At 50.4% G+C, this 14,783-nt stretch carries 12 protein-coding genes and 2 tRNA genes; 5 read left to right on the top strand and 9 right to left on the bottom strand.

Annotated features, from left to right (window positions below; all coding sequences use genetic code 11):
• Positions 1 to 151: 151 nt before the first annotated feature.
• The 5 genes from C7B82_RS23790 to C7B82_RS23770 form a co-directional block, all read right to left on the bottom strand.
• Entirely contained in the window at positions 152 to 3,307 is a 3,156-nt protein-coding gene (locus tag C7B82_RS23790; protein ID WP_181357640.1) for a hypothetical protein, read from the bottom strand.
• The gene (gene xisR, locus C7B82_RS23785; RefSeq protein ID WP_106259152.1) at positions 3,223 to 3,492 is read right to left on the bottom strand and encodes an excisionase family protein; all 270 of its coding nucleotides are present in this window, start codon (positions 3,490 to 3,492) and stop codon (positions 3,223 to 3,225) included. Before xisR ends, C7B82_RS23790 begins: the two co-directional genes overlap by 85 nt.
• A gap of 76 nt (positions 3,493 to 3,568) precedes the next feature.
• Positions 3,569 to 4,498 (bottom strand): hypothetical protein, encoded by a 930-nt coding sequence (locus C7B82_RS23780; protein ID WP_106259150.1) that lies wholly within the window; start codon positions 4,496 to 4,498, stop codon positions 3,569 to 3,571.
• A 294-nt stretch (positions 4,499 to 4,792) separates the two neighbouring features.
• A complete protein-coding gene (locus tag C7B82_RS23775; protein ID WP_106259148.1) occupies positions 4,793 to 5,965 on the bottom strand; it encodes a site-specific integrase in 1,173 nt (390 codons plus the stop codon).
• 139 nt (positions 5,966 to 6,104) lie between these two features.
• Positions 6,105 to 6,178, bottom strand: a tRNA-Val gene (locus C7B82_RS23770).
• A gap of 288 nt (positions 6,179 to 6,466) precedes the next feature.
• On the opposite strand from C7B82_RS23770, the gene C7B82_RS23765 reads away from it, so the two are divergent.
• Together C7B82_RS23765 and C7B82_RS23760 are read left to right on the top strand one after the other, a co-directional pair.
• Positions 6,467 to 6,667 carry a hypothetical protein gene (locus C7B82_RS23765; protein ID WP_106259214.1) on the top strand — a complete coding sequence of 67 codons (201 nt, stop codon included), beginning with the start codon at positions 6,467 to 6,469 and terminating at the stop codon, positions 6,665 to 6,667.
• Between the two features lie 477 nt (positions 6,668 to 7,144).
• Positions 7,145 to 8,380 (top strand): MFS transporter, encoded by a 1,236-nt coding sequence (locus C7B82_RS23760; protein WP_106259147.1) that lies wholly within the window; start codon positions 7,145 to 7,147, stop codon positions 8,378 to 8,380.
• Between the two features lie 8 nt (positions 8,381 to 8,388).
• Here the strand turns inward: C7B82_RS23760 and C7B82_RS23755 are convergent, their stop codons facing one another.
• Entirely contained in the window at positions 8,389 to 9,825 is a 1,437-nt protein-coding gene (locus C7B82_RS23755; RefSeq protein WP_106259146.1) for a hemolysin family protein, read from the bottom strand.
• 132 nt (positions 9,826 to 9,957) lie between these two features.
• Positions 9,958 to 10,692, bottom strand: coding sequence for a hypothetical protein (locus tag C7B82_RS23750; protein WP_245940065.1), 735 nt, complete (start codon positions 10,690 to 10,692; stop codon positions 9,958 to 9,960).
• Positions 10,693 to 10,844: 152 nt separating this feature from the next.
• On the opposite strand from C7B82_RS23750, the gene C7B82_RS23745 reads away from it, so the two are divergent.
• A tRNA-Ile gene (locus C7B82_RS23745) sits at positions 10,845 to 10,917 on the top strand.
• 40 nt (positions 10,918 to 10,957) lie between these two features.
• Here C7B82_RS23745 and C7B82_RS23740 read toward each other — a convergent pair.
• Positions 10,958 to 11,449: a hypothetical protein gene (locus tag C7B82_RS23740; RefSeq protein WP_106259144.1), complete on the bottom strand. Its 492-nt coding sequence runs from the start codon at positions 11,447 to 11,449 to the stop codon at positions 10,958 to 10,960.
• A 210-nt stretch (positions 11,450 to 11,659) separates the two neighbouring features.
• Between C7B82_RS23740 and pyrE the strand changes: the two genes are divergently transcribed.
• Positions 11,660 to 12,280 (top strand): orotate phosphoribosyltransferase, encoded by a 621-nt coding sequence (gene pyrE, locus C7B82_RS23735; RefSeq protein ID WP_106259143.1) that lies wholly within the window; start codon positions 11,660 to 11,662, stop codon positions 12,278 to 12,280.
• 156 nt (positions 12,281 to 12,436) lie between these two features.
• Positions 12,437 to 13,162, top strand: coding sequence for a DUF4333 domain-containing protein (locus tag C7B82_RS23730; protein WP_106259141.1), 726 nt, complete (start codon positions 12,437 to 12,439; stop codon positions 13,160 to 13,162).
• Here the strand turns inward: C7B82_RS23730 and larC are convergent.
• Positions 13,159 to 14,658, bottom strand: a complete 1,500-nt coding sequence (gene larC, locus C7B82_RS23725) for a nickel pincer cofactor biosynthesis protein LarC (protein WP_106259139.1) — start codon at positions 14,656 to 14,658, stop codon at positions 13,159 to 13,161. The two genes, C7B82_RS23730 and larC, sit on opposite strands and share 4 nt — an antisense overlap.
• Between the last annotated feature and the right edge of the window lie 125 nt (positions 14,659 to 14,783).

Genomic DNA, 14,783 nt, shown 5'->3' with positions numbered 1-14,783 from the left:
GTTGTCTGTCCAGTAACCGCTTTTGCCTCAGTAACCAGCGAGTAACCGAGATCTGGTGACTGCTCTATCCCTTGTTCTGTCTGGCTTTGAGGCTGTGATCTGCCCCCCAGTAACCCAGTAACCGCTTTTTTCAGAGCTTGCTCATTCTCATCTAGATCATCAATAACCTCCAGAGCCTCACTTTGGCTGGTGTCTTCTGGGATGATCCCATCATCATCATCATCATTTTATTGGTTACTTGGTTACTGGTTATGGTTGGATGACCTGAATTACCTTCCCTGTCTAGACTCTGGTCAGTAACCAGGGTCAGGTTACTGGCGGTTACTGCGGTTACTGGCTCACAGTCAGGTTCAGACTCTACCGGGTCTGAATCACCCTCACCCTCCTGTGTCCCTGAAGGGCAAAGCCCCATCCAGATCGCGAAAGGAATGAGCAAGGCTTTTCGATTCACGCGCTTTGGCGGTGAGGGCGGCTGCCAGTGTTCACCTTCGTTATGTCCCTGGATACGAGAGCGTTTATAGGCAAGCGTTTCATCTTTGTTCTCCCAAAATTTTTGCGCCCTATTCTTGATTGCCCCCTTGGCGATGAGCGATCGCTCTAGGGTGGCTTGATTGTAGGCAGGCTTAAATTTCTGCTCTGTCGCCTGCCAGATCGAGGGAAGGTACAGCGCGATGCAATCGCCATATTCTTTCGCATTGACTCGAACCTTATTCCATTCACCTACAAGATTGTCAGCTTCTAAAACCCTCAGCTTGGAGAGAAAATCAGAAACCGAATCGAGTCCAGAATGGGAATCATTCAGGTAGGGGCAGAGATGCTGTATGACCCAGCTTTTCGGGTCAACGTCAAGTGCTGCCAGCCTTGCCAACTCACCCGCATAGTGTGTCACCAGTGCCAGATGAAACGCTGTCCGATCGTGAGCAGTGGGGAGATAGCGCAGCAGTTCTTTTTCTAGGGCTTTGACTTGTGCTCTGGGATAACCCAATCTGAGCAAAGATGGCAAGCAACTCGAAACCGTTTTTTGAGCCTCAATGAGGTCTGGTAGCGTAAACCGATCGCTATCAGTTGACTGCTGAACATGCAAAGGAATGATGCGGGATTTCGTCGCTGGGTTGATTTCGCCGATGCCTAAGTTAGAAGTGACAATGAGGCTACCGTGGGGTTCCTGCTGGTTTCCCCTGACAATTCTGGGGAAGCGGTTATAAATCCGATGACTAATCGAGTCTACTGGCTCGTCGCGGTTTGGATCATCCCACACGGTAGGCAGAGATCCCATAAACTTCAGCCGTTCATAGATGGCAGACTCACTTACCTTCGCGAGAACTGCCTGGTCTGGGTTTTGCCATCCTGCCAGGGCAAGGGAAGCCTTCGCTAACAGCGTTTTACCAACGCCCGGTTCGCCGCAGAGATTCAGGATCGGAAAAGCACCTTCCAATGCCATGATGTCTTGATCGTGGAGTGTGGCAATCACAAACCCATCAACCAACAAGGAAGGCATAAAGTTAGAGCCAAAGAATTGTTGCTTTTTCAGGCAGTATGCTTTTAGTCCGTCTGGGGAGGGTGCTGCAATCTGAGGTGCAGGGATATAATCGTCTGCACTTAAGGAGCGGCAAAACACCCAGCCACTCTCTTCCTCTGTAATGGGTGTCCCATCGCCCTTAAATTGCTGATCGGGAAAAACCCAGATGCCATCAGCTTGTCTGCCCTGTCTCTGGGCTAGTTTGAAGGTTTTACCACCATGCTTGTGATACTCAGTGAGCCTCACATGATAGAGGTTATTAAGCTCAGACTTGCTGAGATTACAGGTGATACCCGTTCCGATCGCCACCTTGACCGCATCGACAAAGCGATCAACCGTCGTGAAATCGGTCGATTCTAGAATCACTTGTTTGGGGACTGGATCAAGTGAGCGTTTGAACTTTAAGACAACGCCACCTCCACTTGCACTCGACAGCTCTCGTTCTACCGAAAAATCAAAGTTTGCCTTACTTTCAAATCGCTTTGCAATCCCTTGCTCACTGTTAGATTGCTTCCACTCGCCAAGTTCACCTTGATACGATTCAGGTGCTCGCCAAGTGCTCTCAGCTTTAGTTTTCGCCTCCGATGCGTCTTTTGCAGTCTTGCTGTGTCTCTTCCTTTGCGACAGCTTAGGCACGGCTACACCAGCCTGATCCGCCAATGCCTGAACAAGGGCGATAAAGTCTTTCCCGAGAGGAGAACCATTACCACCGCTCAACTGATGCCGATAACTGATAGGGTTCTTCTTTTGGTTATCTGTGCAGGTAGGACAAGCCCATGAAAAAGTCACATTATCCGCTGTCGGCTCTACCCAGAAGGCGGTATGAGTCGTGCTTTCATGAAAGGGGCAGTTCCCTTGCAATTTGTCTCCCGGTCGCGGTTGGAAATCATGCCCTACCCAGTTGTAGAGCTGCTCTGCCGTGAGCTTTGGATAAACTTCGTGCTGTAGGAAGTCATTGAGATCAGGCTGCTCTGGCTGAGGTTTCGACTCCGGTTGAGCAGTCTGGATACTTTCACGGTCTACCTTGTGATTAGGTATGAGCGATCGCATTTCCTCATAGCTGTACCGTTTACCAGAGTTGGTAATGATCGTGCTTTGTTGACCTGTTCCCTTGTGATAGCAACCTGCCAACCGCATGACCCTGGAGGGATTCTTCAAACTGCGATCGCCGTCTGCGAAGGCAAGTAGGTCTGTTTGCAGAACCTTCCACTGCTCAGGCTTTATATACTCTTGCAGTACCCAGAAGGAGTGAATCGACTTGCCACCCGTATCAATCTGGATGGTGGGTTCTGGTAGACCGAGAGCCTGCCACAGCGATCGCTGTGGCTCTTTATCTAAATCGTCATGCTCATAGAAGATGATGAGGCACTGAGTCACATCAATGTCACGGTGCCCACCACCATTCACGACGAAATAACACCCCATCCCTTGAGCTTGCAACTTTGCGATCTGTGCCCACGGCAGATCAGGAAATGTCCCTCTTAGCTTGCGACCTGTACCTGTACCTTTGCCTTTAGGGTGAAAAAAGCGGAGGTAGATATGATCGCCTTGCCTATAGCCAAGGGCTGTTAACTGAGCAATCGCTTGTGTTTGATCAACTTGAGAATCAAGCGTCTCAGTGTTAGAATGGGTCGAGATACATTCATTTGAAGAGACGCGATCGCGGGGTGGATTCTCGCGATCGCTTTCGCTTTCTAGTGCCATTAACCTGCCCTCCGTCCCCGTTTCTTCGGTTGGTTGGAAGGCAGTGCAGCCAAATAAGACTCGATCGCTCGTTGATGAACGCATGGGCTACTGCGATTAGCAACCCAATCCAAGATCAGCGAAAGGTTGTAGAGAACGCAACGAGAATTAAGCCTTTGCCAATGGACTCCTTCAATCCATTTGCCAGAGAGACGATACTTTTTGAACGTCTCAGGCGATAGTCCGGTTGCGTCCGACAAGCGATGTTTGTTGCAGAATTGGGGATTCATAGGGCAGTTTGTGTAACTAGCCCAATCACAACTTAAGGCTTAGAATCCAACAAGAATGTGCTAACGCAAAGTTTTGTTAAGCATTCCAGTTTAAAGCACCCTCTATACACTTGCCTTGCTCCCATGTATGAGATGAACGTCGGTGTTTTTTCAGATCAGGCTTGCAATCTCTTTGAATTTGGAGCTTAGCAAGTTCAGCTAGACTGGCCCTGTAGGCTTCTAGATGCACATTCGTAAAGTGATCAGTTTCTGCCAATTTATCGGCAGCTAATACACTGTAATTGAACCATTTAGCATAAGGAATGTACTGATCTATTAAGCGATATAATTTCTTCCGTTCTAAATTAGTTAGTTCTGTTCGATGCTCTTTTCGCTTGAGTTTAGCAATTTCAGCAATCTGCGAAGCTTTATAGGTATAGCGCCTTTTGAGACATCCTATAAATTCTCCTTCAAGATCTTCCCTGATAATCTCTATCAGCAAATCCCGACTTGAGGTAAATGGATAATTACCCGTACCTTTTTCTAAAAGATGTTTGATCGCTCTCCCTCTTTTTTCCAAAATACGCCACAGCGATTTATAGATATTAGTTGCTGCCCACGCATAATCATAAGAAAATTGGTCAATTTGCACTGCCTCAAGCTCCGTAAGGAGCGCATCATCTTGTTGTCCACGCTCTGCTAAAAAGCATTGAGCAATCTGCACGCAGTAGTCTTTGATCCCTATCCATTCCCGTACTTGGTCAAAAGAAGTGAAGTTAATGAAAAAGTCAGAGTGAGGCATATTCGCGATAGCACTTGCTATCCGCTCCTCATCTGTTGCTGTCTCACAGTCACTTCCTACACTTTTCCAAAAGGGTGTAAAGTTAACGTCACCTTGTGCCTGACCTGATGCTATCCAGTAGTACCTAACCTCGCAGTACCTACCCTTTAAGATCCCGTCTGGATCTCCATGACTAAAAAGATGAGCAAACTGATACTTACCTTGAGAGAAGTCTTCAATCTTCATTCTCTAGAATAGGTTCTACATCTACTCTTCTAAAATACCTAATATTACCTAAAACGAACCACTTAAACTTCAGGTACAAATAGTTTACGTTTGTTTCCTGGATAATGTTACTTAATCTCTTGTGAATATTTTTCTGTTAACCGAGCTATATTTTGGTGCCTAGCCTTCTTATTCTCTAAAAGAATAACTACCATTAACAAAATAGAGCGCTACTGAAAGACGGGAGAAGAGAGACTAGAGATTGTTAGCGGATAGCCTCTTCATAACTGCCAAGTCACATGACAAATTCAGCCCTTAGCTAAAGTCGATCATCTTAGCGCGGTTGATCATATGCCCGTAAGTTTCAGAAACCATTCGAGTATTTGCGTGCCCTGCCACATAAGCAGTCTGAGGCAATGTCGCACCGGACTCGATTAAATGGCTAAGTAAGCTATGACGGGCATTATAGGGAGAGCGATATGGAATTTTTGCTTTCTCACAGATAGAACGCCAACACCGCTGAGAGAAATTATGATCGTCGATCGCCTTACCCGTAGGGGATAAGAACACCAAACTTTCGGGGTTAGCATCCAAGGGCTTCCGACCCTGGAGCATAGTGAAGAGCTTGTCAGTGAGGTCTAGGACGCGATCGCCATCAGTGGTTTTTAGCCCCTTGCGCTGACGGGCATAGCCAGCCGTCCTTCCCTCCGGGCTACGCGATAAGCTCTCACAAATTGTCACCTGTCTACGGTCAAAGTCAATGTTTTTCCACCTGAGTCCAATTGCCTCTGAAGGTCGCAATCCCAGGTAAAACAGGGTCATACAGAGATCGTGGTAGTGGAAGTAGTGTTGATCTGTCTTGATGGTTGCCAAAAAGAGGTTAATTTCCTGCTTGCTGAAGGGCTTTTTCCGTGACTGGGACTTATCAACCTTCAGAGGCTTAATCTTTGTAAAGGGGTTATGCTTCATTTGCCCAGATTCCATTGCCCAATCTGCAAAGCTTTTGAGCATCGTTAAGCTTTGGTTGGCAATACGCGGCGATTGCCGCGATCGCAGAACAGCCACAAATGCCCGTGCGGTTGGTTCATCCTCTACATTTACCTTGAACCGCTTGAGGTTAGACAGCATGGGTGAGTAGCGACTGCTGATCGCCTGCCCACTCGTACCTTCTGATCGGCGATGCTCGATATATGCCTCAAACTGCTTCACTGTGGAGGGATCGGGCAGCTTGAGATCAATTTCATCTTCGACTAATCTCAGGCTTGGCTTGTACCCTATCAGATTCTCTGGGTTGAACTGTCCGTAGGCAATGTCAGTTTTGATTCGCGTCGCTGCTTCCTGCGCCTTGAGACAGTTGTAAGGCGTGTCATCCAATCCTAGAGACAGTTGAAACTGCTGCCCCTCAAACCGCCAGCGAAGCCACAACTTCCCCCCTCTTTGCCAGAGAGTAATCTCGCCTTTCTCAGCCCGCTTACGACTTTTCGCCATGTTGTGACCATGCTCTCTAAGGCAATTGATCTCAAAATTGATCTCAAAATGCTTCCAAACATCTCTAAGTGTACCCAAGATGACACAACGGAGAAACAGGGTAAGAGGCGAAACCCTTACCCTACCTGATAAAACTCAATGGACACATCCCGACTCGAACGGGAGACCCCCACGATGTCAACGTGGTGCTCTAACCAACTGAGCTATGCGTCCAAGTGTGGTACAACCAGGCACGGTAAATAAACATAGCATATGTCTTAAGAGGAATAAAGCCTTTGACCAATTCATTTTCAGAGGCCTGTAACAAGGGGCGTCGGCACTGGAACGACGGATCTGCTGAGCATCGGCGATCGCGGCTTGAAGAGACGGACAAGAAACTTTACGTTTCTCAATAGTTCGGCAAGCAAACCGTTAATCTTCGTTGCAGAGTCAGGAGCGAAAAAGCCTGCATGTTACTTTCATAACGTTGGTTTACGACACAGAGTTGAGAAGGAGAACGCTTTGAATTCGCCTTTACATCAGTCCTCAAGTACGTCCTACCGGGAAGATTTCAGCGAGTACGTCGCTCACCTTCAGCTTCATATGGCACTCCAAGCCCGTAATTTGGTGCCGACCTTAACCAAAACTGTCGATAGCCGTGAGCAGATGCTTCACCAGACTCAGGCAACTTTTGAAAAAATCGTCTCTCGTCAGGCACTTTAGGTAGTTTGCAGAAGGATGCTACGCGTCCCGGCTGAGCTTTGGTCTAGTGCATAAGCGGCTAAACTCTTCCTATTCTGCCTGTTTCGCCATTGAATACCTGTCTTTAGCAGTTCGTGCAAGCTGCGATTTGTAGCCCGTTGTTGAGCAGAGCCATTGATCTTGAGTCATGGCTCTGTTTTTTGTGGGTTTTGCAGGTGACATGAGGCGATCGAAAAGCAGTTGCGTTGGGTATTTTTGTTTCGGCTAATGTCATAGATAGCGCTTTTTTACGCAAAATTTTCGGGGCGAGACGCTGCTAATGGTGCTTTTGAAAACTAGCCTCAACTCCAGTTTGTAGCCATATTGTTAAGAACTCTTCATGATATGTAAGGGGGCTTGGTTTTGCCATTGCGCGTAAAGCGGAATGCTGATCTCTGCTTCGCCTGCTAGCTAGCATCCCATAAGACCAGCGTGAGTTCGTTTGGTGGAGGAAAATGCGTGAAAATCTTTAGCACTCTAGAACCAGCGACTCGGCGCAATTTGTTGGTCTTGTTTGCAACTGGATTGCTTTTTTGGTCGAGTCTGGCCGCTCTGCTACCAACACTGCCACTCTACATTCGAGATGTCGGTGGGACAAAATACCAGGTTGGTGTCGTCATCGGTGCGTTTGCGGTTGGTTTGCTGCTGTTTCGTCCGTGGTTGGGTCGGTTAGCTGATCGCCGGGGGCGCCGGATTGTGCTGTTACTGGGGTTGGCAGCGGTGGCGATCGCGCCTCTCGGCTACCTGATGACCCAGTCGATTCCATTGCTGATCGCTATTCGCGCCTTTCATGGGCTGAGCATAGCTGCGTTTACAACGGCCTACAGCACGCTTGTGGTTGATTTGTCACCACCGTCTAACCGGGGTGAGGTGATTGGTTACATGAGTTTGGTGAATCCGATCGGTGTGGCTGTTGGCCCCGCAATGGGGGGCTTTGTGCAGGCCTGGTTAGGGTATACACCGCTCTTTCTGCTATCAGCCGGGCTAGGCTTTGCGGGTCTCGTCAGTGGCCTGTGGATTCAAGCGCCCATGCTGATAGGGCCGATGATGGCAGACACCACTAAAGGAGCCTTTTGGCGGTTGTTGTTCAGTCCACGGCTGCGCACCCCAACACTAGCAATGCTTTTAGTAGGGCTAGCGTTTGGTGTTTTAAGTACGTTTGTGCCGTTGTTTATCCAAGAAGCAGGGGTGAACTTAAACGCTGGCCTCTTTTACACAGCAGCAGCAGTAGCAGGTTTTAGCGTACGACTCCTGACGGGCCGTGCGTCTGACCGCTACGGACGCGGGCGGTTTATCACCCTGGGGCTGCTGCTCTATGCGCTGACGATGCTTCTTCTATGGTCGGCTCATAGTGTTACGGCCTTTCTGCTAGCAGGGCTGCTCGAAGGTGCTGGCACTGGGATCTTTCTGCCGTTAATAGTGGCGCTGGTTGCCGATCGCTCTGAAGCCCATGAACGGGGGCGCGTCTTTTCGCTGTGCGTTGGCGGTTTTGATCTGGGTATTGCGATCGCGGGGCCAGCGTTAGGTTTTTTTGCTGAATACATTGGCTACCGGGGCATCTTTGGTCTAGCCAGCGGTTTGGCGTTTCTATCAGTGCTTGTTTTTATCACTCAATGCAACAAGACGCTGCCCCACTCACTCGAATTTGCTCTCGGTGATGGTAGCGATCAGTATGCCTTGCCACAGGGCGATTAGTGGCAGCCTCAGAGAAAGGAGGAGGTGTCTTCCGATGGACGCTCGGTTGTTGAGGTTTCGTCAACGCTTGAGACCTGTTCTGCAGCAGTCGTCGTTGCGTCAGTCATGCTAAAGTCGTCCAGATTCGTTTCAACCACTTCCAAACGATGGATTTGAATTTGATGCAGACGGGGGCCTTCGGCAGAAATAACCGTAAATTCAAAGTCACCATAGCGGAGGACTTCGCCGGGCTGAGGAATTTTTTGGAGTTGGAACAGGAGAAACCCACCCAGCGTTTGATAATCATCAGTCAGAGGCAGATCCAGGTTAAGCATCTCGTTGACTTCCTCCAGATCCATCTGCGCTTGCACTAAAAACGTCTGCTCGCTCAGGATCTGGATACTCATGTCATCATCACTGGCAGGTTCAGCCGTATCGCCCAGAATCTCAGCAATGAGATCTTCGATCGTCACCAGTCCTGCTGTACCGCCATACTCATCAACCACCATCACCATCGACTGGCGCGATCGCTGCATGAGGGGCAGCAGTTCGCTCAACAGCATATATTCCGGCACAAAACGGGCAGGGCGGAGCCAGTCGTGAATCGGACGATTCAAGTTAAACGGTTCTTGCGCCAGTGGCTCTGCTAATTCTTGAAAATGAATGAGACCACGTACGTCATCGAGCGACTCACCGATGATGGGGTAGCGTGAGTGTCCCGATTGCGCGACTTCCTCTAGCAGTTGCTTGAAGGTGGCATCGTAGGGGATCGCATCAATGCTCGTGCGCGTCACCATCACTTCACCTGCGGAGGCGTCACCAAACTCAAACACATTGCTGAGCAACTGCCGCTCTTCTGCTTCTAGCCCAGTCGACTCGCTTGACATCGCAATGATGAGCTGCAACTCTTCGGGCGTCACCTGGTTTGACCACCCTTGACCAGTGTATTGAATGCCGCCTAACCGCAGCAGCAGACGGGTCGATTGGTTCAGAATCCAGATAAACGGATGGAAGAAACGGGCGATCGCCAAACTCGGAGCTGCAAGAAACCGTGCCAGTTGTTCTGGATACAGTAACGCTATAGATTTGGGGCACAGCTCACCCAGCACAATTTGCAGGTAAGCGAGCAGTAAAAACGTCGCTGGAATGGCAATCGAATGGACAAGTACGTGCCTATTGCCCTCTGCTAGGGGGAGTTGGTTCAACCATTGGGCGACCAGAACCGCCAGTGCGCTCTCTCCAATCCAGCCCAATGCCAAACTGGAGAGTGTGATGCCTAGCTGCGTGGTCGACAACAACCGCTCAATACTTTGCTGCAACGCTTGCACCGTTCGCGCCTGCACATCCCCTGCATCCACTAGCTGGTTGATCCGCGATCGCCGCACGGAGACCATCGAAAACTCAGCCGCGACGAAAAACGCATTGATGGCAATGAGCAACAGCACTGATAGTATGCGCACTAACATGGACGACCACGTGAGTTGAGTCGTGGATGGGTCAAGCAGACCGATACTAACCACAACGCCAATGCGCAGACAGCCTATTATGTGTAGCACGGCCGAAGGGTCTCTCCTGTAGAAGCATGAAGCGAAAATCCTCTACCGGACAAGGGGAATGTTCGACAACTGTAGCTGGAGCCGCTTGTCTGGATAGTCAGTGAGTGAGAGGGACACTTTTTGAACGCCATCCAGAAGGTTGGCAGAAATGCTAACGGTGCCAGGAAACGCGCGGCTGGCGGCTGGTAGTTCTGCAGGCAGCCCTTCCATACTGGCTTTGAGCGTCCGCCCCTGCTCATCAGTCACATTCAACGCATCGTAGACAAAGCGGATGGATTGCTTGCCCCCATTCTGGAGACTCACTGCTAAAACCATGAGTTCTCCTTGCTGGCGCGCCGACTTCACCTCCAGCATCACATCTTGACTGGTAACGGACAGGGGCAACTCAGTCTTTGCTGCGCTGGTCGTCGCCGCTTTGGTCGTTGCAACAGGGCTTGCTTTTAGGTCTTTGCCTGTGCCGCCATTCATCCGAACTTTGACATTGGCAATAATGTCGCTTTCGGGCAAAACAGCAAGTTCTTCACGTCGAGTCGTACCTGCCCGATTACCGGCCTTATTGTTGCTTGGGCGCGTGTCAGGCTGCGTAATGCCTTTCAGCGCTTCCCGCCCTAATGAAGAGCCCCAAGAGGCACTGACTAAGCCAGCGGCAACCATTGATACGAGGAGAATCAGGGTCAGTGCTACGGTCGAATTTAGCTTCATGGGCGTGGGCAGTGGGAGGCGAGGGGCACGATCACTGGCAATGACGATCGGAGTAATCGCTCCAATTGTAGACATACACGCTCACAATGCGGCGTAAACATTCTCAACAGCCAAACGTCAAGGCGCATGGGTTCTCCCTCCGCGTGCCCAAACATCCCACAAACCTGAATCAGCCTAGAGGAATAAGTTAAAAAATCGAGATACAATATTGGCACTCAGACTGATACCCAGGGTTGGCCGAGCGGTTTAGGCAGCGAACTCATAATTCGCCTCAGGCAGGTTCGACCCCTGCACCCTGGATCTGGTTTCACCGTCAAAGTGCCAAGTTTGCGCCACTGTTCTACCAGAGAGCCGGTACGCGTGGCTTGGTCTGTAATGGTGTTGCGGGAATCGGTGATGTGGATTCAGTTGGTGGAAAGTTAGTGGTCAGCGGACGGGCTGCTTCGACAGTAATCTCACGAATCGATTGGTTGAACGGAGTCGGTAAGTCAGGCGTGCGAATCACCGGACGACTTGACATCTGACGCGCTAGCAAATCTTGATAGAACAGATAAATCGCTTTGCCATCACGTGCAATCTCGTTTTCGGGGAAGGAGTTGCGAATGAGGATGCCGGGACCAAACATGTAGCTAACCTGTCTCGGAATCGAGCGATTGCGGAAATAATCACGATCGTTGGAGAACTGTACCTGATCAAGCTGATCGGGAATATTGCTAGGCACCCCCGTAGTGGGAGTGTCAAAGGTTTCTTGAGCGATCGCTGCTGAAGCTGCAACGGTAGACAATGCAATGACTGCGAGCCCAACAATAGTGCCCTTATAGCCGATGCCCATAGAATCACTCCTCAATGTTTTGATCTGTGGATGTTTACGTTTAGAACTAAGATCAAGCTTGAATACCTGGTTTACAGTTTGCGGCTCAAAACGTTTAAGCTCAGCTACTTCACAACCAATTATTATTAGCCCACTTGCTAAGCGATTGCTTGCAGTCTACCCAAGTTCGTTCTCTAGTCTGCATCAATTCTACTGAGTTTACGTAAATTTATGACCAAAAATAGTCGATCACTAACGGACTTGTCGCAATCAATTGCTACCGTCGATTTAATTACCTTGCGTCAGCAACTTTTGGATCTATTTTGTCAGGTTGCTTACCAAGAAGGAGACTTTCTACTCACATCGGGTCAGCGGGCTTCTTATTACATTAATGGCAAACAGGTAACCCTCCATCCCCAGGGTGGCTTAGCGGTCGGTCGTCTTGTGCTGCCGCTGTTACCCGCAGGCACGCAAGCAGTCGCTGGCTTGACGTTAGGCGCTGATCCCATTGTGACCGCGGTAAGTGTTGTAGCTGCCTACGAAGGGCGATCGCTGCCTGCCTTAATCATTCGTAAAGAAGCTAAAGGGCACGGCACCCGCGCCTACATTGAAGGGCCTCATTTACCCGAAGGTAGCGCCGTCACCGTCCTGGAAGATGTGGTCACGACCGGGCAGTCTGCACTTAAAGCCGTTGAACGCTTACAGCAGGCAGGATATCAGGTTAATGGCATCATTTCATTGGTCGATCGCCTGCAGGGTGGCGCTGAACTTTACGAGCAAATTGGCTTACCCTTTCAAGCAGTTTTCAAGATTTCAGAAATTCAGCAGCGATCGGCGGCGTTGAAAGGATAAGGGAGAGGAGGGAGCAAGGGAGACGGGGGAAGTGGGGGAAGCGTTTTGAGTTGGAAGAGAGAAGTGAAGCGACTTCTTCTACCGTCTTCCCTTACTTAACGCATCCTTTACCCAAGACCGCTAGTGTAGTTTGGGTGACTGTAAGGATGGTAAAGCGTGAACCGTTTTGTACTGCTGACGTTGGGTGTGTTGCTGCTATCGGCGTGTGGCAAAACGCTTGATGACGATCGTGTGGCTCAATCAATCCAGCAAGATGTGATTAAACAGGGTGGCGTTTCGCTAAAGACGGTTACCTGCCCCAAGAACATTAAGCCAGAAGCTGGGCAATCCTTTGAGTGCATTGGTGAAACCGATACAGGCTACACGTTTACCATTCCAGTGAAGCAGCAAGATGCTCAGGGCAACGTCCTATGGGATGTGCCGAATGCGAAGGGTTTGCTAAATTTGGCAAAGTTTGAAACGATCGTGCAGGAATCAGTGCAAGGTGAGATTGGTTCTCGCCCCTTGATTCGTTGTGGCGGCATCTATAAAGCAGTCAAGGCAGGGCAGACGTTTGAATGCGCGATCGAGGTCAAACAGCCAACGCTAAAGCCAAAAGTAATTGATCCAAAATCGCAGGCAGCGAAGCTCAAGACCGTCGCTGTCAGACCCAACAAGCCTGATACGATTCGGGTCACAATCGATCCTGAAAACAATATCAACTGGCAGCGCATCATCCCAGGAGTAGTGAATCCGACGACTGGCAAGTCACCTGCAACCAAAGCCGCTCAAGCCGCCGCGAAGGTGACTCAACCGACCAGCGCAACGACCAAAGCAGCCCCCCCCGCCAAGGGCAATGCCGACGACTTCCTCAACCAGCCGGGTGCTGCCGATCAGTTTTAGACTCCGCTTGAGGCTTTACTATGGTGCGCGTACCAGGCTTCTAGGGCTAAGCGATGCACATCTCGCCAAGGAAGCTGGTGCTGTCGCGCCAGGCGGGCACAATCCTCATACTCAGGCTGCACATTGGTTGGCTCTAGCTGGCTGCGATCGAGCCATGCCACCTTCACTTGCACCGTGCCGTACTCTGTCTGCACCGACTGCATCTCTCGATGGAGAGCCGTACGCTCCTGGATCGATCGCCGGATGCCCAACGTTGTCGTCTCCCGAAACATCACCGCTTCGCAGGCCGCTACAGCCTCTGGATGACAAACGATCGTCAGCAAAATTCCCGGTCTCGATTTCTTCATGCCGATCGCCTGCGTAAACACATCCAACGCACCCACCGCAAACAGCGCCTCATAGAGATAACCGATCGCTTGCGGATTGAGGTCGTCGATTTGAGTCTCTAGAAGGGCGATCGGGTGGGAAGAAGTTTTGAGTTTTGAGTTTTGAGTTTTGAGTTGATCGCGATTACTGACCGCTGACCGCTGACCGCTGACCGCTGACCGCTGACTGCCTTCTCCCTCCCCTGCCTCACCAATCCACAGTCGCAAAATATTGGGCAATGGCAAACTGATGGAGCCTGCCCCCAGTCCCACGCGGTGCAGCGTCATTGGTGGTGGCGAACCGAACTGGGTGGCTAGAGTAGTGGCGATCGCGGCTCCGGTTGGAGTGACCATTTCGCGATCGATGCCGTTGCTGTAAAGCGGTACCTGGCGTAGCTCAAACAGTTTCAGTACCGCAGGTGCAGGCACTGGCAACCGACCGTGGGCAGCCCGAATGGTACCGCCACCAGTCGGCAGTGGCGAACAGTACAGTCGATCGATGCCCAACCAATCCAGTCCTAAACAGGTGCCGACAATATCCACGATCGCGTCCGTTGCCCCCACTTCATGAAAATGAACCTGCTCAGGCGGTACACCGTGGATCGCGCCTTCTGCTTCTGCTAGCTTACGAAACACGGCTAAGCTCCACGTTTCAGCTTGTGCAGGCAGGCCAGCCGCTAGAATCAAATGCTCCACTTCGGGCAGGTGACGTACTAGTTCATGATGCGTATGCTCATCCGTTATGACAGACGGATGATGACTATGGCTATGGCTATGCGACGGATCGTGGCTGTGCGAATGGGACTGTGCACCGTCCGTTTCAGTTGCCGCAACCCGTTCTGTAGCAGAATAGGTATGGTCATGGCTGGCGCGAGGTGCTGTGTTGCTACTGGCAATCGCGGCAGTTTCATCGTGCATGGCTGCATCAAGGAGCAAATCTACATGCACTTTCGTCGCTTGCTGACCGTTACGATTAACCCGCTCTGCTCGTAGTTGATATTCCTTCTCAATACCCAATTGACTAAGCTTGGCAATCAAATAATCCAGCGGCACTCCTGCATGAACCAGTGCACCCAGGCACATATCACCTGCAATGCCAGTCGGACAGTCTAAATACGCAATTTTAGTCATCGTTTAGAAGGTCAGTGGTTAGTGGGGAGGAGGCAGAAGGCAAGAGGCAGAAGGCTAAAGGCTAAAGGCTCAAAGTATGATCAGCAGTCAGTAATCGCGATCAACTCAAAACTCAAAACTCAAAA

Source organism: Stenomitos frigidus ULC18 (assembly GCF_003003795.1).
Taxonomy (GTDB): Bacteria; Cyanobacteriota; Cyanobacteriia; order Leptolyngbyales; family Leptolyngbyaceae; genus Stenomitos; species Stenomitos frigidus_A.
The sequence above is the reverse complement of the archived record's forward strand: the minus strand, read 5'-3'. Positions and strand labels throughout refer to the sequence as shown.